The sequence below is a fragment of the Streptomyces nitrosporeus genome, assembly GCF_008704555.1.
GTDB classification, from domain to species: domain Bacteria; phylum Actinomycetota; class Actinomycetes; order Streptomycetales; family Streptomycetaceae; genus Streptomyces; species Streptomyces nitrosporeus.
Map to the genome: position 1 here is coordinate 216476 of NZ_CP023702.1, position 17274 is coordinate 233749.

Annotated in this window: 16 protein-coding genes and 2 pseudogenes; 10 read left to right on the forward strand and 8 right to left on the reverse strand. The window is 68.9% G+C overall.

All coding sequences use genetic code 11. The features are described 5' to 3' along the window. Positions 1-15 precede the first annotated feature (15 nt). Positions 16-912 (reverse strand): IS5 family transposase, encoded by an 897-nt coding sequence (locus CP967_RS00990; RefSeq protein ID WP_268253030.1) that lies wholly within the window; start codon positions 910-912, stop codon positions 16-18. Positions 913-1168: 256 nt separating this feature from the next. On the opposite strand from CP967_RS00990, the gene CP967_RS00995 reads away from it, so the two are divergent. Then, on the forward strand, positions 1169-1969 hold the full coding sequence (locus tag CP967_RS00995; RefSeq protein WP_150486086.1) for an aminoglycoside adenylyltransferase domain-containing protein: 801 nt from the start codon (positions 1169-1171) through the stop codon (positions 1967-1969). Between the two features lie 759 nt (positions 1970-2728). Next, on the forward strand, positions 2729-2968 hold the full coding sequence (locus tag CP967_RS34430; protein WP_150486087.1) for a DUF6411 family protein: 240 nt from the start codon (positions 2729-2731) through the stop codon (positions 2966-2968). Between the two features lie 725 nt (positions 2969-3693). Here the strand turns inward: CP967_RS34430 and CP967_RS01005 are convergent. After that, complete coding sequence (locus tag CP967_RS01005) at positions 3694-4143, reverse strand: transposase (RefSeq protein WP_150486088.1); 450 nt, start codon at positions 4141-4143, stop codon at positions 3694-3696. Positions 4144-4444: 301 nt separating this feature from the next. Between CP967_RS01005 and CP967_RS01010 the strand changes: the two genes are divergently transcribed. From CP967_RS01010 to CP967_RS01030, 5 genes are all read left to right on the forward strand, one after another. Next, complete coding sequence (locus tag CP967_RS01010; protein ID WP_150486089.1) at positions 4445-4717, forward strand: DUF4190 domain-containing protein; 273 nt, start codon at positions 4445-4447, stop codon at positions 4715-4717. Positions 4718-5383: 666 nt separating this feature from the next. Beyond that, positions 5384-5719, forward strand: a complete 336-nt coding sequence (locus CP967_RS34440; RefSeq protein ID WP_150486090.1) for an STAS domain-containing protein — start codon at positions 5384-5386, stop codon at positions 5717-5719. Between the two features lie 468 nt (positions 5720-6187). Continuing rightward, complete coding sequence (locus tag CP967_RS01020; protein ID WP_150486091.1) at positions 6188-6649, forward strand: SRPBCC family protein; 462 nt, start codon at positions 6188-6190, stop codon at positions 6647-6649. A gap of 229 nt (positions 6650-6878) precedes the next feature. After that, complete coding sequence (locus CP967_RS01025) at positions 6879-8099, forward strand: phospholipase D-like domain-containing protein (protein ID WP_150486092.1); 1221 nt, start codon at positions 6879-6881, stop codon at positions 8097-8099. Positions 8100-8740: 641 nt separating this feature from the next. Continuing rightward, on the forward strand, positions 8741-9619 hold the full coding sequence (locus CP967_RS01030; protein WP_150486093.1) for a hypothetical protein: 879 nt from the start codon (positions 8741-8743) through the stop codon (positions 9617-9619). 887 nt (positions 9620-10506) lie between these two features. On the opposite strand, the gene CP967_RS01040 is transcribed toward CP967_RS01030, so the two are convergent. Beyond that, entirely contained in the window at positions 10507-10857 is a 351-nt protein-coding gene (locus CP967_RS01040; RefSeq protein ID WP_150486094.1) for a hypothetical protein, read from the reverse strand. Beyond that, positions 10854-11357 carry a DUF6232 family protein gene (locus CP967_RS01045; protein WP_150486095.1) on the reverse strand — a complete coding sequence of 168 codons (504 nt, stop codon included), beginning with the start codon at positions 11355-11357 and terminating at the stop codon, positions 10854-10856. The genes CP967_RS01040 and CP967_RS01045 overlap by 4 nt, the downstream gene beginning before the upstream one ends. Before the next feature lie 681 nt (positions 11358-12038). Here CP967_RS01045 and CP967_RS01055 point away from each other — a divergent pair. Then, a complete protein-coding gene (locus CP967_RS01055; protein WP_229888431.1) occupies positions 12039-12239 on the forward strand; it encodes a zinc-binding dehydrogenase in 201 nt (66 codons plus the stop codon). A 29-nt stretch (positions 12240-12268) separates the two neighbouring features. Here CP967_RS01055 and CP967_RS01060 read toward each other — a convergent pair whose 3' ends face one another. Continuing rightward, complete coding sequence (locus CP967_RS01060) at positions 12269-13204, reverse strand: helix-turn-helix domain-containing protein (RefSeq protein WP_150491625.1); 936 nt, start codon at positions 13202-13204, stop codon at positions 12269-12271. 131 nt (positions 13205-13335) lie between these two features. Between CP967_RS01060 and CP967_RS01065 the strand changes: the two genes are divergently transcribed. Beyond that, positions 13336-13722 (forward strand): MmcQ/YjbR family DNA-binding protein, encoded by a 387-nt coding sequence (locus CP967_RS01065; RefSeq protein ID WP_150486097.1) that lies wholly within the window; start codon positions 13336-13338, stop codon positions 13720-13722. Then, a complete protein-coding gene (locus tag CP967_RS01070; RefSeq protein WP_150486098.1) occupies positions 13719-14087 on the forward strand; it encodes an MmcQ/YjbR family DNA-binding protein in 369 nt (122 codons plus the stop codon). The genes CP967_RS01065 and CP967_RS01070 overlap by 4 nt, the downstream gene beginning before the upstream one ends. 808 nt (positions 14088-14895) lie before the next feature. On the opposite strand, the pseudogene CP967_RS34450 reads toward CP967_RS01070, so the two are convergent. The 3 genes and pseudogenes from CP967_RS34450 to CP967_RS01085 form a co-directional block, all read right to left on the reverse strand. Further along, positions 14896-15168: pseudogene (locus tag CP967_RS34450) on the reverse strand (helix-turn-helix domain-containing protein); the annotation flags it as partial. 181 nt (positions 15169-15349) lie between these two features. Further along, positions 15350-15673 (reverse strand): hypothetical protein, encoded by a 324-nt coding sequence (locus tag CP967_RS01080; RefSeq protein ID WP_167535301.1) that lies wholly within the window; start codon positions 15671-15673, stop codon positions 15350-15352. A 222-nt stretch (positions 15674-15895) separates the two neighbouring features. Next, positions 15896-16645, reverse strand: a pseudogene (locus tag CP967_RS01085) (transposase family protein). Positions 16646-17274 lie beyond the last annotated feature (629 nt).

The following is a 17274-nucleotide window of genomic DNA, read 5'->3' on the forward strand; positions in this document are numbered from 1 at the left end:
GCGAGGACGTGGAGGTCACGGGCGGAGCCACAATCGGATCGCCGCGACCGTGACCGTCCCGTGGAAGACATACGCCCTCTTGTCGTAGCGCGTGGCGACCGCGCGGAATGTCTTGAGCCGGTTGATGGTGCGCTCGACCTCATTGCGGCGCCGGTAGACCGTTGTGTCGAAGCCGGTGGGCCGGCCGCCCTTGCTGCCCCGCCGTTGGCGGTTGGCTCGCTGGCCCCTGGGTTCCGCGATCGTGTGCTTGATCTGCCGGCGCCTCAGGTATCGGCGGTTTCGGCGAGAGGAATAGGCTTTGTCACCTCCGACGTGGTCTGGTCGGGTGCGTGGGCGTCCGCCGCCCGGCCTTGAGACTCTGATCTGTTCGAGCACGGGTATGAATTGCGGTGCGTCACCCCACTGTCCGGGCGTGATGATGAAGGCCAGCGGGCGACGGCCGCCCTCGCTGGCCAAGTGGATTTTGCAGTTCAGCCCTCCTCTGGAGCGGCCCAGGCCCTCGTCGGAACGGTGTTTGTCCGGGCGACTGCGGGGGCCCGGAATTCGTGGCGCGCGGGTAAGGGCACCGGCTGCGTGCTGGTGTGCTCGGCAGGACGTCGAGTCGACGCTCACCATGCTCCAGTCAATTCGGCCCTCTGCATCAGCGTCGGCTTGGACGGCCCGCAGGATCTTCTCCCACGTGCCGTCCGCCGACCATCTGCGATGACGGTCGTGGACCGTCTTCCACTTGCCGAACTGTGGCGGCAGATCCCTCCAGGGCAGGCCGGTTCGTTGCCGAAACAGAATGCCGTTGATCACCCGGCGGTGGCACTGCCAACGCCCGCCTCGGTCGCGGTTACGTGGCAGATGCCGCTCCAGTCGCATCCACTCGTCATCTGAAAGATCACCTCGCCCTACACCGACCGAAACGATCCAGCGCAAGGTGAGTCACAGGACCCGTCGGACACTGCCTAGACCGTCACGACCAGTAGCGGCTTCGGAGTCAGCTGGGTCGACTCGCGGCAGCTGAACACGCAACCCCGCCGGTACCGAGGGCGCTCCGGGCGGAGGGGCGCGTCCCGAATCAGCCCACCGCTTCCGCTACTGACCGATCCGATCCTCCCGAGGGACGTCCCAGCGCCGGCGCAGGCGGCTCCGGGTTTCCCTGGCGATACTCCACACTGGCCGAATGGACGCCAAGACCGAGCTGTTTCGTGCTGTTCCTGCCGAGGTGCGGTCCTATCTGACGGAGCTCGTACGCCGCACGCGCGCGGTGTGCGGCTCCCGGCTGATCGGAGTGGTCGCGGTCGGTTCCCTCGCACTCGGCGACTACCGGCACGGCCGCAGTGACATCGACGTCACGGTCGTCGTCGGGGGGCCGCCTCCGACCGCGGTCCTGCGGGAACTGGCCGGCGCCCTCGATCACCGGCGGTTGCCGTGCCCGGCGGCGGGGCTGGAACTGGTCGTCTACGCGGCGGACTTCGCCCGTGCCCCGTCCGGGGAAGCCGGTTACCTGCTGGATCTCAACACCGGCGCTCAGCTGCCGGGCCGGAGCGCCTTCGATACGGCCGGGACACCGTCGTTCTGGTACGTCATCGACCGCTCCGTGGCCCATCAGGACGGGATCGCGCTCTACGGTCCGCCCGCATCGGAGGTGATCGCGGCGCCCCGGCCGACGGACCTGTACACCGCGATCAGGGCCTCGGTGCGCGAGCACGGCGACGGTGAGGGGCATCTCGCCGACAACCGGGTCCTCAACGGCTGCCGCTCCGTGGTCTACTGCCGCACCGGTCGCTGGTTCGCCAAACGCGACGCGGCCGGGCAGGTCGCCGCCGTGGAGGAGGACTTCCGTCCACTGATCGAGGCCGCTGTCCGCAGCTTCGAACGTCCTCGCGCTGCCGCGCTGCCCCTTCCCGGTCCACAGGTCCGGGCGTTCCTCGCTCGGGTGCGAGCCCGCATCGACGAGAACGCCGCGGAGGCCGGCGCCTGAGCAGGGGCGTCGTGGTGGACGGCCGAGGGGTCACGGTATGCCTTGACGCCATGAGATAGGCAGTTTCCCGCATACTCGCCGGGCGCATCCGGACGAGGATGCTCCAGCTCCCTCCCTGCCGTCTTCGAACGGGCCGGGGTCTCGGGGCCCGGCATCAGCAGCCGCTCCGTCCGGGCCAGAGTCCACGGGGCGTCGTAGCCGTCTCCGCGCACCGGTCCGGCCAGGAGGACATCGCCGCCCGGCAGGTGCCGCCGGAGGACTGAACGAACGTCCGGGCTCGGCCGGTCGCCGCGCGTGGCAGCTGGTACTGGGCAGCACGGGTGAGGGCATCACTCTGCGGGTGGAGGGGATGGGAGGGGGGACGCAGGCCGTCATCACGTCCACTCACCCGGCGAGCGGGTACGTCCTCCGGGGCACCCAGCCGCACGCCATCCGGGCCGCAGGGGCAAAGCGCTCCGGTTCACAGCAGGGCAGGTCCTGTTCCGGAAGACGATGCGGCGCCCGGGGGCCCTGGGCAACAGCTTCCTGATGCAGGCGCTCCGGGACGTGGGGCCTTGCCCCCTGACGTCGGACACACGAGGCACTGGATCCTGCGGATCCGGGAACGGACATCTCGTGGTCATGAAGGACTGCCCGCCGGAGTTCGAGGCGGACGCGGTCGCGCTGTAAAAGTCGCGGCCCGGCGTACATGAGGCGCCGGGTGCCGGGCATACGGCAGGCCAGACAGGGTGACGGAACGAGGAGAAGGAGGTCCGCACCATGATGGTGGTCGGGATAGTGGCCGTGTGCGTCGTCCTGGCGGTACTGGCTTTCCTGGTGCCGCGCCTACGGGGCCCCGAGCGCGGAACACAGCGGTCGCTGGGTGCTGGTTCGAGGGTGGCGGGCAAGGCGCCGGGGCCGGTGGGGCGCCTGTTGAGCAAGCCCTTCCGTAGCAGTTCGCGCGCGGTGAGCAAGAGTGGCTCGGCGGGCCGAAGGACCCGTGGCCGGATGCCCTTCTGACTTCCCTCCCCCTGGTTCCGCATGGGCTGTCCGAGGCCGACTGCGGACTCTGGTCTATCGCGGCGTGGTCTGCTGGAGCCTTCGTCGTACACGGGCGTAGGCATGCGGCCGGGCTCCTTCGCAGCCACCGCCCCGCCTTCGCCGCCCGGGTGGAACCCTGTGCGTCTTCGGCTCCGTTTTCTGCCAGTTGCTCCTACGACATCGTCTCCTCCGGCAGGTTGATGCGTTGGGGAGCCGTATCCGGGTGACCTTCGGGCCCGGTACCCCTCACCGGAGCCGACACCGGCAAGACCGTCGGGAAACAGCAGCCGAAGCCCCGCCCCGCCCCCTGCCACAGGCATCAGCCGGAATAGGACCTCAACTCACGGGCCTTCGAAGCACCCAGGACGGTTACCTGCTTGAAGTGCCGCGCCTTCACGTCCTTCCTCGCGATCGTCCAGAAGACGTCACCTCCATGCAGAAGTCACCGAAGGACAAGACACCGCCCTACCATGGCGCGAGAAGCGCCCAGCCGTCGGGACGAGGCCGTGCCCATGGGCTGGGCCGTCTGCCCCGACCTCCCTGCCCTCTGTGCCGCCATGGCAGCGGGCGGCGGTGACGGGGGCGTCCTCGCCGTAGGAGTCCCTGGAGTATCCGTCGTCTGCAGGTGAGTCTCATCGCGATGGCGCCTGTACTCGTACAGCACGTCCGGCCATGCCTGGAGCAGTTCCTTGGCGTTCGGGTGCTCAACGGGGTCGATAAGCGCCTCGTTGCCCGGCAGGGAGAGGTCGTACTTCAGCCGTGACTCCGCGCGGTCGTAGCCGTCGTCTCCACAGTTCCAGGGCATCGAGCAGCAGTTCGGTGTTCACGCTGCGGCCACCTGTGACTCGCGCCGGGCGGGGGCGTTCGCGCCGGTGGCCACCGGGCCGTCCGTGGATCATGGCCCAGCGGACCCGGGAGGCGATCTCGGCGTCGATGCCCCGGCCGGCGCCGTCTGTGACGGTCTGGTTGACGGCCTGGTTGTTGAAGCCCTGGTCGGCGAGGGCTCTGCGGACGGTTCCGCCGGCCTGTTCGGTGACCTGGTGCAGCGGGAGGATGCCCGCGGTGTTGTCGTGGGTGTTCGCGGCGGGGACGACGACCGCGATGAACGGGTCCAGGACGTCCACCGCCAGGTGGCGGAAAGCCCGCTCGAACACTCATGAACCACCCGCTTGCGGCGGAGTTGGTGGCGGCCCGAGGGCGGGCGCGGGCTGTCCGCGCTGCCAGGCGCCCCTCAGACCCCGCCTGGCCGGCACGACGGCCCGCATCGGCGAAGCGGCGGTGCGGGCCGGACGGGGATCTCCACCGGAAACGGTCTCAACGACCTCTCGCACATCCCAACTCCCTTGAGGACAAGCATTCTTGACACGACCGAGAGGTGTGATCCGGTTGTGGCGGGCAACTGGAAGGACAACGAAGGAGTACAACAAACAGATCCACGACAGTTCGGGAGTTGTCATGTCGACCTACAGCAGAACGGGTGCGCGGAAGACGAGCAGGACGAACGGGCTGGCCATCGCGGGACTGGTCTGCGGCATCATCGGCCTTCTGTTCCTGCCGATCCTCCTCGGTCCGTTGGCCATCATCTTCGGTGCGGTGTCACTGCGCCAGGCCGGTTCCACGATGGCGAAGTGGGCCATAGGTCTCGGAGTGGTCGACATCCTGCTCATGATCCTGATGTTCGTCCTCGCTGCCAACAACGGTGGCAGCTTGACCTGGCACTTCGGCTGACCGTGCCCGGCCGGTCCGGCCACGGCGCCCGCGCGCCGGACCGGCCGGGTGGCGGGAGTCCTCCTGCTCGGCGTCACCGTCGGCCGGCGGCGGTGTGCGGGTGGCCGAGGGTCTCCGGTACCACGGCGCCGTGGCAGCCCATTGCACACCCGTCGCCTGTTTTCCATGCGTGAGCCGGCCGCCTGCGGGACGTGGCGCAACGCCGCTTCGAGGAGCGTGCTCTGACCGCCGGGCCGCATACCGATCGCAAGCGGGCCGGGCGGAGCGGGACCGGTGCGGCACAGACCTGTCTGCGTCCGGCCCGGGCGGCCGGGCCGGACGCAGACAGGTGGGCGGCGACGTCGGCCAGGGTGCGGAGCCTCACGTCGTATCACTGCGACGTCTGCCGCAGGAGCTCGAACGGCGCTTGCCGGACGGAAGCCGGTACGGGCCCCGAAGGAGCCGGTCGCCCGTCGGATCGACGGCCGCGGTCTTCACCTGGTGCGCACGGCCGCGGTACCCAGGTCGCCCTCACCCTCGGAACCGCGAAGGAACGGACCACCGTCCACACCTCCCCTCGGCGTCGGGTACGCGCGCCACTCATCGGCCCCCTGGAAACCGGTCCCCCGGGCATGCCGCGCCGGGCAGCAGTCCGGCCCCACGGCCCCGACAAAAGCGAAGCTCCGAATGCGGCTTTCGCCGCGCTGCCGGAGGACAGCTCCGAGGACCTGTACGGACGTGCGCCCTGCGGGTACCTGTCCACGATGGCGGACGGCACCATCGCCGAGATCAACTCCACGCTACGGCGGCATGGTCCTCGGTCTGTCCGGTCTGACCTACTGCGATTCCACGGGCGTCACCGTGCTCATCGGCGCCTATCAGAGATCGCGGGCGACCGGTTCCCCGGCGAGCCCTGCCGGTGCCAGCCCGGACCAGATGCGCGTCTTCACGGTCGTCGGCCTCGACCAGGTCCTCACTTTCCATCCGAGCACCGAGGGGGCCGTCGCGTCCTTGGGCCGATGACCGGAACGTCCGTCCCGCGGGATTCCCGGCCGGGATGCCGAAGAGCCCGGGACAGGGCTGCCCGCCGCCCCGTCCAGCCGCAACAGACGTGGAGGGCGGGCCCGGCCGGTGCCCGCGGCCGACGAGGTGGCCACGACTGCCGTCCCGTACGGCGCAGGCACCGGCCGCCCCGTGCTCCGCGCCCCGGACGAGTACGGTGCCACGAGCCAGGCCGGTCGGATGAGTTCCCCACCGCAGGGAGGGCGGCGCCGACGAGGCGCGGTGGCCTTCCCGCGGGAGTGACCTCCCGAGCCGCCGGACGGGCGGACCGGCCCTTTCGGCACCCGGCCACGTCCGGGCGGCCGGCACAGGACGCTGCCGACCGGACATGAGACGAGAGGTCTGCGGGTACTCGCGTCTCGGTACGCCGAGGGCGCGGACTGTTCGCCGGCCCCGGTGGTGAGACACCAGCAGGAAGGAAGGTCACCCATGAGCATGGTCAAGGAATCCGTAGAGGTCGAGGTTCCCGTGCGCACCGCCTACAACCAGTGGACCCAGTTCGAGGAGTTCCCGCGGTTCATGGAGGGGGTGGAGGAGGTCAGGCAGCTCGACGGGCGCCGCAACCACTGGATCACCAAGGTCAGTGGGGTCAAGCGTGAGTTCGACACGGAGATCGTCGACCAGCTCCCGGACGAGCGGATCACCTGGCGTACCACCACGGGCGAGACCAGGCAGAAGGGCACCGTCCGATTCCAGCGTCTGGACGACACGCACACCCGGGTCGAGCTCGTCATGGACGTGGATCCCAGCGGCGTTGCGGAGAGGACCGGTGACCTGCTGGGAGTGATCGACCGACGGGTGAAGGGCGACATGCAGCGTTTCAAGTCGTACATCGAGGGCCGCGGCGGTGAGTCCGGATCCTGGCGAGGACGCATCAGGCCGGGTGAGTGACTCCTCCCCGTCCGACGCGTCATGTTGCTTCGGCGCTGGTGAACGGATGGTGCCGTCGGGGCCGGTGCTGTGACCGTGACACGGTCACAGCACCGGCCCGATCACGTGTCACGGACGGGGCCGTGGGCAAGGGAGACCCAGGCAGCGGACGAACGGAGACTGTCCGTCGGCGCGATGCCCCGCTCCCTCGGCCGTAGACCGGAAGTTTTCACAGGCCGGAAGGAAGAGGATGACCAGCACAGAACACGTAACGGAACCGGAGTCCGCGGACGCTCCGCGGAAAGACAGGGCGGCCGACGAGCGGGCCGTGCGGATACGACGCCGTCTGGAGCGCCTGATCGGCATCGCGGCCACCGAGGGGAACGCGCTGGTCGCCCTGCGCAACGGCGACGAGATCTTCCCCGCCATGCTCGAAGCCATCCGGTCCGCCGAGTACACGGTGGACATGATGACCTTCGTGTACTGGAAGGGCGCCATAGCCCGCGAGTTCGCGTATGCGCTGGCGGAACGGGCCCGGGACGGGGTCAGGGTGCGACTGCTGCTGGACGGCTTCGGCAGCCGGCTGATCGACAAGGATCTGCTGGAAGAGATGGACCGGGCAGGTGTGCAGGTGGCCTGGTTCCGCAAGCCTCTGTACCTGTCGCCGCTCAAGCAGAACCACCGCTGCCACCGCAAAGTGCTGGTCGTGGACGAGCAGATGGCCTTCACCGGAGGCGTGGGCATCGCCGAGGAGTGGTGCGGTGACGCCCGCAATCCGCACGAGTGGCGCGATACGCATGTGCAGGTGCGCGGGCCCGCCGTGGACGGCATCGCGGCGGCGTTCGCGCAGAACTGGGCCGAGTGCCACGACGAACTCTTCGACGACCACGACCGGTTCACCGCGCACCGCCCGCAGGGCGACGCGGTGGTACAGGTGGTGCGTGGTTCGGCCAGCCTCGGGTGGCAGGACATGCAGACCCTGGTCCGAGTCATGATCGAGTCGGCCGAGGAACGCTTCCGGCTGGCCACCGCCTACTTCTCCCCGGACGCCTACTTCGTCCGTCTGCTCTGTGCCGCCGCCCGGCGCGGCGTCGAGGTGGAGATCCTGCTGCCCGGCCCGCACACCGACAAGCGGGTCTGCCAGCTGGCCGGACAGCACTACTACGAGGAACTGCTCGCCTGCGGAGTGAAACTCCACCAGTACCAGCCGACGATGATGCACGCCAAGGTCATCACCGTGGACCGCACGGCGGCCCTCGTCGGTTCGACCAACTTCAACCAGCGCTCCCTCGCCCACGACGAGGAGGTCATGCTCGCGGTCCTGGACGACGAGTTCACTGCGACCCTGGACGCTCACTTCGACGCCGACATGGCGGCGAGCCGGCGCGTTCAACCCAGCCGCTGGAAGAGACGCTCCCTCCTCCAGCGCGCCCGCGAATACGCCGTCCAGCCCATTCGCCGCTATCTGTGACGTCCCGCCCGCGACAAGACACAACCGCCGGGCCCGGCGGGGACCTCCTGCTCACAGGACGGTGTGTCCACGATCGGCTGACGAGCGAACCCGTCGAGCTGCGAGGCAGCTTCTCCCTCAACGGCCCGCCCAGCCTGTCCGCCGGGACCGGACTCCCCGTACCTTCACCGCACAAAGCACACAGCACGGTCACGGGACCAGGCAGCCCCGGTGGCGTTCCTCCCCTCGGCGGCGCCGGTGACCTCGGCGGCGCCGGTGCCCTCGCCGGATCTTCCCTGTCGACGCGATCCGTGCGGAAGCCGAGCGCTGCTACGGCCAGGCCAAGGACCACTACAGCGACGCCAGAAGAGTGGAAGCGGAAGCACGTGCCGCCTGCACCGCCGAACTCGACGCGGCACCTCGCTCCGTCCCGGTCTTCAAGAGCCCCTCGAAGACCCAGGACAGTGCCTGGAGAGCCTGGGACCACTGCGGGCCGAGGCAAGACAGGGGGCAGCCAACCCCTGCACCCAGCTGCCGGGAACGGGAACGAGGGTCGACTCGTTCCCCGGCACCGGTGATTCCGTCCTCGGCACCGAGACCCTGATGCGGATCGAGACCCGCATCAACGGGCTGGGAGACGCCAAGGGAAGCAGCTACTGGATATGGTCCCACTCCCCCACTCCGATGAGGGACGCCGGGAGTACATCTCCGCGAACAAGGACCTCATCAGGGCAGCCGCGCACGACGCCGGCCTCCCACCGGAGACGATCGCCGGCATCGCGTGGCAGGAAGCCGAGGGCGGCCCCGGAGCACTCGACGACCCGGCCTTCGAAGTACGTAAGATCATCCCCGGCGAAGACCCCGGCCGGACCTCCATGGACTCCATCGCCCTCCAGGTCCGCCGCGCGGCCGAGGTACTCGGCTACGACGCCGCCCACCTCACCGGCATGCAGCGCAGCGTCCTCGTCGACGCGGTCGAAGACCCGGCCAAGAACGTCTTCACCGCCTCGGATCACCTCGCCCAGCTCAAGGCCGAAAGCGGCTTCGCCGGCGTACCGCCGGAAGAGATGGCCCGCGCCCGGATGCAGGAACGGGCCGCCCGCTCCAACGGGGCCCTGCTACCAGTACCCGGACGCCCAGGCATACGGTCGGGGCTTCGACCGGAAACCGGACGACGCGACGGAGGCACCGAAATGAACCCGGCCGCCGGCCCGCCCACCAGCACGCCCCCTTACCACCGCCGGACCTCCGCACTGCTGGGTACCGGCGTCTGCGCCCTCATCCTGACCCTGGGAGCCCTGGTGACGGCATACACAGCCCTCACCGCCTACATGGTCGAGCCCGACGGGCCCTGGGACCACCAAGCCGTCACCAACGCCCGCGCCGCCGCCACCATCGCCCTCGCTTTTTCCGCGGTGACGGCACTTCTGACCTGGGTCTTCGTCAAGGCCCACTGGCTCCGGACATGGTGGCACGCCGTCCCCGCCGCACTCGCCGTGGCCGCGCTGCTGCGCCTCACCCTCCTGGCCCCCGGCCCCTGAACCGCCCCCGTCTCCGCCGGCCGCCCCGTACTGCCGGCGCTGGCCCGGCCACCCCTTTCCTTCAGGAGTGTGGGCACCGTGCACGAAGCCCGGGCGCTGTGCGTCAGCGGTGAGCACGGCCGACTGTGCCCGCCGGAGAACGCGAAGACCGTCGCCGCCAGCCCCCCGGGTCGCTGTTCACGGTGATCCGGGGCAGGGGGCACATCGTGCATCTTGAGGGGCACGGCACTGGTGAGCTCCCATAATCGACTGCCGCCAGGTCCCTGTGGAATTCGAGGAGCTGTACTCCGCCGGACGCCGCTGTCCGGTGAAGGCGAAGGGCGCCTGGGCCAAGGCCCGCCCCCGGGGCCCGGTCCGCGAGGGCTACGCTCTGGAGGCCGCGTACGGGGGCGCCGGCACAGCCCGGCTTCTGCCCGCGGCCGCTGTGCGGTCGTACCCGCGGGCCGGTCTTCGTCACTCACCGCTGCTCGGGCCCGGCAAGGTCGTCAGCCCTGGGATGTCTGTCCGGGCACCGGGCTGGCACGGCTGTCGTACGGACAGGCCTGGGCCCTGTCCGACAAGCACGCTGCCCGGGGTGGCCCGGGTGCGGGCTGGAACCTGCACGAATACCGTCACTTCTTCCCTTACCCATCTGGGCGGGCAGGGTGCGTCGCCGCTGATGCTGATGGCGAAGTCCCGGCACAAGAAGCCGGAGTACGTACGGAAATGCTTCCGCCCCTCGGCGGAGACGTTCGCCGAGGGCACGAGTCTGCTCGCGCCGGGGGCAGCAGACGGTGAGGCTCTGCGGGCCGGGGATGCAGGGGGAACTCGGCCGCTATCTCAAAGCCTGGGTTCGCTGCTCTGCCTACGGCGCGTAGGCCATGACCGTATCCACCAGGGCGGGCCCGTCAGCCCAGCAGCGCGAACAGCCGGCCCAGCGCCTCCACGACGGGCCTGCCCACTTCGCCCACGGTCGCCGCGATCTGCGAGATGGACGCCAGGACCATGCCGCGTTCACGCAGGGCGGCCCGGTCGGGGGTGAGCGCGGGCAGTGCGTTCTCCACGATCTGGGCCTGGTCCGGGGTGAGAACCGGGCGCAGGTCGTTGAGGAGGCGGGTGAGGTCCGTCACGGCGGCCTGGAGTTCGGGGTCCTGAGCGGTGCCGTCGTTGTAGACGACGGAGCCGTGGTTGATGCCGATGACCTTCTCGCCGTCGTTCACGTTGACGACGTCTCCGTAGTAGTTCGATGTGTCGCTCATAGTTTGATCCCCGTGTTTCCCCTGCCGCCGTTCATGTTGACGACGGAACCGAAGTTGTTCGTGGTGTTGTACTGCTCGAGGACGGCGGAGAACTCGTATTCCGGGTGGTCGATCGCGTACACGATCTGTCCGGCGATCGATCTCAGTTCATCCATGGTCGGCAGGGTCAGGAGGACCCTGGAACCGCTGTTCAGTTCGACGACCAGCACCGGCTTCCTCGACGAGAGCAGGACGACGCAGACGACGGCCAGCGCGAACACGGCCAGGACGGCCAGGGCGGAGCCGCTGCCCCCGTCGGTGGAGTCGAACTGGGCGGAGACCAGGAAGGCGACGACCACCAACAGCAGGGAGTAGCCGGCGGCTTTGCCCCAGGCGGGCTTCAGCCTGAACACTTCGACCCAGCTGACATTGCGCAACGGAACCGCCGCCGACCCCACCCACAGGATCTGCCGCTGGACCCGGAGTTCCAGCGGTTTTCCCCTGCGGGGAGGCAGCGGCATCGGCGGTATCCGAGGAGGCGGCTGAGACGGGGGCCGGGGCGGGAGCTGGGGCGGAGGCCCGGGAGGTGGTCCGTCGGTGCCGCCTGTGTGATCCATGGCTCCCCCGTACTGTCGTCACAGCCACCCGCGCCGTGCGTGGCGCGGGAGCATCATTAAGCCTGTGCCGGGTCATGCGATGGCAGACGAGATACGGCCAATTCATCGTCACTCGTCGTCAGCAGGGTCCGGGCCCCGCAGTGGTCGCAGAGCGCCGGGCACGCGAACCTGGCCGCGAGCTCCCGGGCGGCCCAACGACTGGTGATGGGCAAGAGGAACCTCCGGGGAAGTGGAATCTGCGGATGGTGGCCGCCCAACAGGACCTGTGGCGGTCGACCGAGGTGCTGGCTGCTTTCCAGCACATGGGGTCCAGCCCTTCGCTGAGCAGAGTCGGGCCTCGACCCCGGATGTTGAACACACGAGACGCTGGATCCTGGAGATCTGAGAACGGGCATCTCGTGGTCATGAAGAGCTACCCGTCGCAGTTCAGGGCGGACGCGGTCGCACTGTACGAGTCGCGGCCGGAAGCGACGGTCAGGTCGGTCGCAGCCGATCCGGGGATCAACCCGCAGACGCTGCGGAACCGGGTGAGGGCAGCCGGGGTGAGCCGTCCCCGAGGGCAGCGGCCACATGGTCCCCGGCTGGGTGCGCCTGACCAGCTACGCGAACGAGGCTGCCGGCCTCCCGGCGGACGTCTTCGCCCACCAGCCCCAAGCCGTCGCCGAGGGGCACCTGAAAGTCCCGGTCGCCGAGGTACATCACGGCCTGGCACAGGCCCCGGACGCCCAGGACGATGCCGAATCCGGCATCACCCCGGGCAAGCACGTCGTCGTCCTGGACGGCTGAGAGCCGAGCTGCGGTGCACCGCACTCCGCTCACGGACCGGCCGTGTCCTCCCCGGACGCGAACGCGGCCGGGGTGAGGCCGGTGCGGTCGCGGAAGAAGCGGCCGAAGTTCGCGGTGCCGGAGAAACCGAGATGTGCGGCCACACTCCGGGCGTCCCACCGGGCACCTCCCAGCAGGCGCCGGGCTTCGAGCAGGCGCCGCTCGCCGATGAGGTCACGCACCCCTTTGCCGGTGGCGTCCCGGGCGGCGCGGCTCAGGGTACGCACCGAGCAGCCGAGCAGCTCGGCGTAGTCCGCCGCCCGGTGCAGTTCGCGGAAGTGCAGCTCCAGGGCATCCGCGAACCGGCCGTAGGTGTCACCACGGGGCGCACCGGCCGTCGCCGCGCCCGTGGCAGTGGTGCCGGGGGCGTCGGCCAGGCGCAGCAGCAGCGATTCGAGCAGGCCGCGCCGCAGGGCATGGTGGATACCGAGGGGGCGGCGTCCGAGCTTGCGGTGTTCGTCCAGGAGCTGGAGCGCCGTCTGGTGGAGCCAGGCGGCGTCGTCAGGGTGCGGGCTCAGTACGGCGGGGGCCTCGTGCGAGGTGAGCGGGGCCAGCAGGCGGGCGATGGCGGGCGTCAGGACGTCCGGTTCGAACAGGATGAACGGGCCGCGGGCGGTGCCGGGGGGATGCCAGCACTGCGTGTGTCCGGGTCGCACCCACAGCCACTGGCCGGGGGCGACGGTCCGCGTGAGGTGGTCGACGTCGTGGAGCAGCTCGCCCTCGGTGACCGCGATGAGGTAGTGGAAGGTGGCGCGTCCCGGGCGGGGCGGGTTCCACGGCCAGTCGTCGTGCTGGGCGAAGAAGTCCTCCACGGTGCTCACCTCCAGCCCGAAGGGCGTGCCTACAGGGGGCTGGAAACCGTACAAGGGGACCTCGGCCGACGCGGCCCGGTCATCCGGGGCTGGTTGTCGCTTGCCGACCATCATGTGTCCGCAGACCACCGCCCGTTTTCGGTGGTTTCCGGGCAAGGATGGAGTGTGCCGCCGCAACCGCGGGGCGTGCGCTCCGCGGTCTTCAGTACCGCGGCCCACCACCACTTCAAGGAGGACAACGCCCCATGACTCTGCACAGGACCGCCGCCGATTGCGCGCGGGAGCTTCCCGGAGCCGAGCTGGAGCATCCCTTCGGGGACGACTGGGAGGTCTTCAAGGTGCGCGGCAAGGTGTTCATGCTGATGACCGAGGTCCCCGGGCGTCCCGTCGTGATCCTCAAGTCGGAGCCCGGCGAGGCGCTCGCCCTGCGGGAACACAACAGCCACATCACCCCCGGCTACCACATGAACAAGAAGCACTGGATCACCCTGGAGGACGGGGACGGTGTGGACGAGTCCCTCGTCCGGGAGCTCGTCACCGAGTCCTACCGGCTTGTCGTCGCCCACCTGCCCAAGGCCGAGCAGCCCGTCGACCCGCACAGCTACGCCGGCGGCACGCGGGCATCCCGGTGAGCGCGGCCGGCGACCGGCTCCAGGACACCGCCCGCAAGGCGGCCCTCGCCCTGCCCGACGTCAGCCACTCACGCCCCTTCACCCCCCAGCTCGACGTGTACAAGGTCGCGGGCAAGGTGTTCCTCATCGTCACCGACGACCCGGACGAGCAGATCATCACGGTCAAGTGCGAACCCGAGCACGCCCGTGCCCACATGCACGCCCACGCCTCGATCACACCGGGCCGCTACCTCGACAAACGACACTGGATCACCCTCGGACCGGGGACCGGCATCACCAAGCGCCTCATCACCGACGCGGTCGAGGACTCCTACGACCTGGTCGCCGCCCAGTTGCCACGACGCGATCGCCCCCGCCCCCGATGAGTACCCCCAGCACCCCCACCAGCGGCTGGGCCAACGTCTGCCGGCACCCCCGCACAGAGGTCACTACGAGCGGGGCCTCGCTCGAACCGGCGCTGAGGTGAGCGCAGTCGGTCAGCGGCGGTGCTCACCGCTGGTGTGGGTGATGCGGTCGAGGGGGCGGCCAGAGGACGCCACCGGCCGGCTCAACCAGGACTGCGTCCTGCGCGCCATGCCCGCCCATGAGGGGAGTGCCCCCTCACGGCAGCGCCACCGGCTACGAGCCGGTGCCGTCCAGCGGAGTTCACGCGGACGCGGGGGCCGGGGGCAGCTCGGCCGGGTGGGCGTGCTCGACACGGTCGCGCTTGGTGTACATGTCCCAGCAGTGGTCGGCGAGCTCGTCCGGGTGCGCGGTGGTGATCGCCTCCAGGATCTCGTCCGGGATTTCGGGGTGCTGCCCCGGCGTGCTCAGCCTTACGGCGGTGTCGCTGTTCAGGATCAGGGAGCCGACGGCGAGGTGCCCGCGTAGACGCCGGCGTCGGCCACTTCCCCGTTCAGAGTGTGCACCCGGTTCCGGGCAGCCGCCATGACCGCGGTCGGACCGCTCCGGCCGGCGACGGGCGGCCGGGTAGCCGATGGCCATCAGGAAGGCGCCGTCGCCACGCTCGGTCATCTCCGGCAGCACCACGCGGGCCACCTCCACGAAGGTGATCAGCAGCAGGGGCAGGAAGGCATGGAGAGTGGTCGCGTCCGGGCCGGCAGCCGTGATGAGGGCGGGTCGGAGTCGATCGGGGCGTACTCGACGGCGTCGATACGGCTGAAGCGGCTGCGGATGGCGTCGATCAGCCAGACCGGCGAGGGCCTCGTGCGGGCCGGGCGGCCAGGCGGCCAGGACATCGAGGGTCTCGTCCACGTACCGCCAGGCGGTCGCTTCGGACACGCCGAACCCGGCTCCGACCCGGGCGAAGGTCTCGTTCTTGCGCAGGTGTGCCGGCGTCAGAAGGGCCTGCTTGAAGCAGCTCAACCGTCGCCAGGGCGAACGCGGTTCACGCCTTCGGGCGTGGACGAGCCACGAGACGTGCTCCACCAGCTCGTGCGGGACGTCAGGCATGGAAGGTTACGGAACCGACGAAGCCCCCCGGCCGTCGGCGTGTCGAGTGAGATCACCACACCGACGACGAGGGGCTTCACCTCGTCACCACCCCACCTGACCAGGTCGTTCCACTCCTCAAGCGCCAGGATGAAAGACGTTCAATGAAATCCTTTTTCGCGGCCGAGCAAATCCGTCATTTCCGGGAAGTAGGGTTCATTTGTCCGATTCTCCAAGCGTCTTCCGTAGGGCTCTTACGATAGAAGACATTCGGCTGAATGGGCTCGCACAGCGCAATGAAGATACCACCCTCACGAAGTGCTATCTCTTCAGTGAAAAGGGTACTCATGCTTTTCCGGGCGCGCACCACCCGGAAAGTCAGCTCCCGACGCCCTGGTGGCAGCTCAATGAACATGGGGCGCTTGAGAGTAGTGTTGTTCATTTCACAAAGAATATCCCCCTCGTGCTCAATCGAAACGATTGACCATTTCAGGGTTGCGCTGCGAAATGAGTCGCGCATCGCGCAATGGAAGAGCAGTCCCGTCCTTCGACGCTTCCTCGCACGCCGGAGCAGGAGGCGTGCCGACAACGGAATTTTTTCGTTGCCCTTGAGCCGAATTACCCGTAGAGGCTGGTCTTTCATTGCACCTGCACGTCCTCAGTGATCTTCAGATCGTGTCCTACACGGTCTTGGCCCCCGGGTCACACACACTCACTTCTCGCCGAATGTCTAAAGGTTGCTTCAGAAGGGCGGGCGCGGGCAGGCCAGGGCGGCGTTCGGTCTGCTGGTCCAGCCTGTCATGGCGAGGTTGTGCATGGTGGCGACGGCGTGGTGGGGTCCGTCTCCTTCCTGGCGGCAGTCGCGGAGGGTTTCGCAGTTCTTCACGCGGGCGAAACTGCGCTCGGCGCGGGCGCGGTTGCGTCGGTGTTCGGCGTTGGCCTCCCCCTGGCCGTGCAGGAGTGGGTGTCAGCCTTCTCCCCGGGGCCGGGGCGGGCTGAGGCGATCACCAAGCGGCTGTCCGCGTGGACGATGGCCTGCACGTTCGCTGAGAACCGATAGTTACGGGAGGACACGGCGACCTCGCGGTCGCGGACCGGGACAAGGGTTCCGTCCACGATCCACAACCGTTCGACATCCGCGACGGGCTGCGGCGCCGGCTCCAGCGCGAGAAGCGGCCGCAGGCGATGGATGACCCCGCAGACAGCGGCAGAGGAACAGCCGAAAAACGGGGCAAACTGGCGCATCGTGAGGTTGGTCCGGTGGTAGACGGACACCAGCAGGACCCGGTCGGCCAGGGGCAGGCACCACGGGCACCTTCCACCGGGACCGTTCCCTCCCCCCCTCCCGTACCACCTTCACCAACTTCTCGAACCGGCTCATTCGCAAGTCGGCGAACGTCTCCACCCACAATGACCCGGCCCGCAACACCCCGCCCGTACAAGAGGAATGCCCTGCCTCAGACGTTCTGCAACAAATTTCAGCAGGAGCCATTTGAAGACACTGCCTAGCCCAGGAAGACCCACGCAAGGAGCAGTATCCCCACCGCCGCTATGAGCCCGCCGAGGGACAGCAGCATGAATGCGGTGCGACTGGCGGTGCCCCGGCGTTCTCGGGATTCCTGGGATCGTAGATGACATCGACCTGCTCGCCCACCCTTGCGACGGCGACGGGCGATGAGGGTCCCAGGAACCGGCGCGTAGCACCGGACCGGGTGTGGAACCGCACCACGAGCCTGATACCGCGTTCACGGTAGATGCACTTCACACATACGCCGGTTGTACGTACCCCCTGATTCGCAGGGACAGAAGCCGCCGTCCCAGGCAAGCGATGGCTCCTCCCCCGCCATCACAATCAGCGCGTGCGGAATGAAGGCAGCAGATCCGGATGCGGCGAGAGGCAGGGGCGGCACACCGCGAAACCTAACAAACGATCTGCGCGGGGAAAGGCCGATCGGCAAGGCTGGAACCCGAAGAAGACGTCGGGCAACATCAGTCGCCGCGCGGTCAAAACGACGCGGAGAACGAGAAGTCCGGAACACCCGCACAATTCCGTGCAGGAGCCTACGGACATCCAGCCGTCTCCGCCCCCGGGCAGCAGTAACCGAACGGACTCCGGACGGA

What these genes read in the sequence shown, in the direction of transcription:
- CP967_RS00995 (WP_150486086.1), top strand. Translation starts at nt 1,169, where the DNA reads ATGGACGCCAAGACCGAGCTGTTTCGTGCTGTTCCTGCCGAGGTGCGG.
- CP967_RS34430 (WP_150486087.1), top strand. Translation starts at nt 2,729, where the DNA reads ATGATGGTGGTCGGGATAGTGGCCGTGTGCGTCGTCCTGGCGGTACTG.
- CP967_RS01010 (WP_150486089.1), top strand. Translation starts at nt 4,445, where the DNA reads ATGTCGACCTACAGCAGAACGGGTGCGCGGAAGACGAGCAGGACGAAC.
- CP967_RS34440 (WP_150486090.1), top strand. Translation starts at nt 5,384, where the DNA reads ATGCGGCTTTCGCCGCGCTGCCGGAGGACAGCTCCGAGGACCTGTACG.
- CP967_RS01020 (WP_150486091.1), top strand. Translation starts at nt 6,188, where the DNA reads ATGAGCATGGTCAAGGAATCCGTAGAGGTCGAGGTTCCCGTGCGCACC.
- CP967_RS01025 (WP_150486092.1), top strand. Translation starts at nt 6,879, where the DNA reads ATGACCAGCACAGAACACGTAACGGAACCGGAGTCCGCGGACGCTCCG.
- CP967_RS01030 (WP_150486093.1), top strand. Translation starts at nt 8,741, where the DNA reads ATGGTCCCACTCCCCCACTCCGATGAGGGACGCCGGGAGTACATCTCC.
- CP967_RS01040 (WP_150486094.1), bottom strand. Translation starts at nt 10,857, where the DNA reads ATGAGCGACACATCGAACTACTACGGAGACGTCGTCAACGTGAACGAC.
- CP967_RS01045 (WP_150486095.1), bottom strand. Translation starts at nt 11,357, where the DNA reads ATGCCGCTGCCTCCCCGCAGGGGAAAACCGCTGGAACTCCGGGTCCAG.
- CP967_RS01060 (WP_150491625.1), bottom strand. Translation starts at nt 13,204, where the DNA reads ATGATGGTCGGCAAGCGACAACCAGCCCCGGATGACCGGGCCGCGTCG.
- CP967_RS01065 (WP_150486097.1), top strand. Translation starts at nt 13,336, where the DNA reads ATGACTCTGCACAGGACCGCCGCCGATTGCGCGCGGGAGCTTCCCGGA.
- CP967_RS01080 (WP_167535301.1), bottom strand. Translation starts at nt 15,673, where the DNA reads ATGCGCGACTCATTTCGCAGCGCAACCCTGAAATGGTCAATCGTTTCG.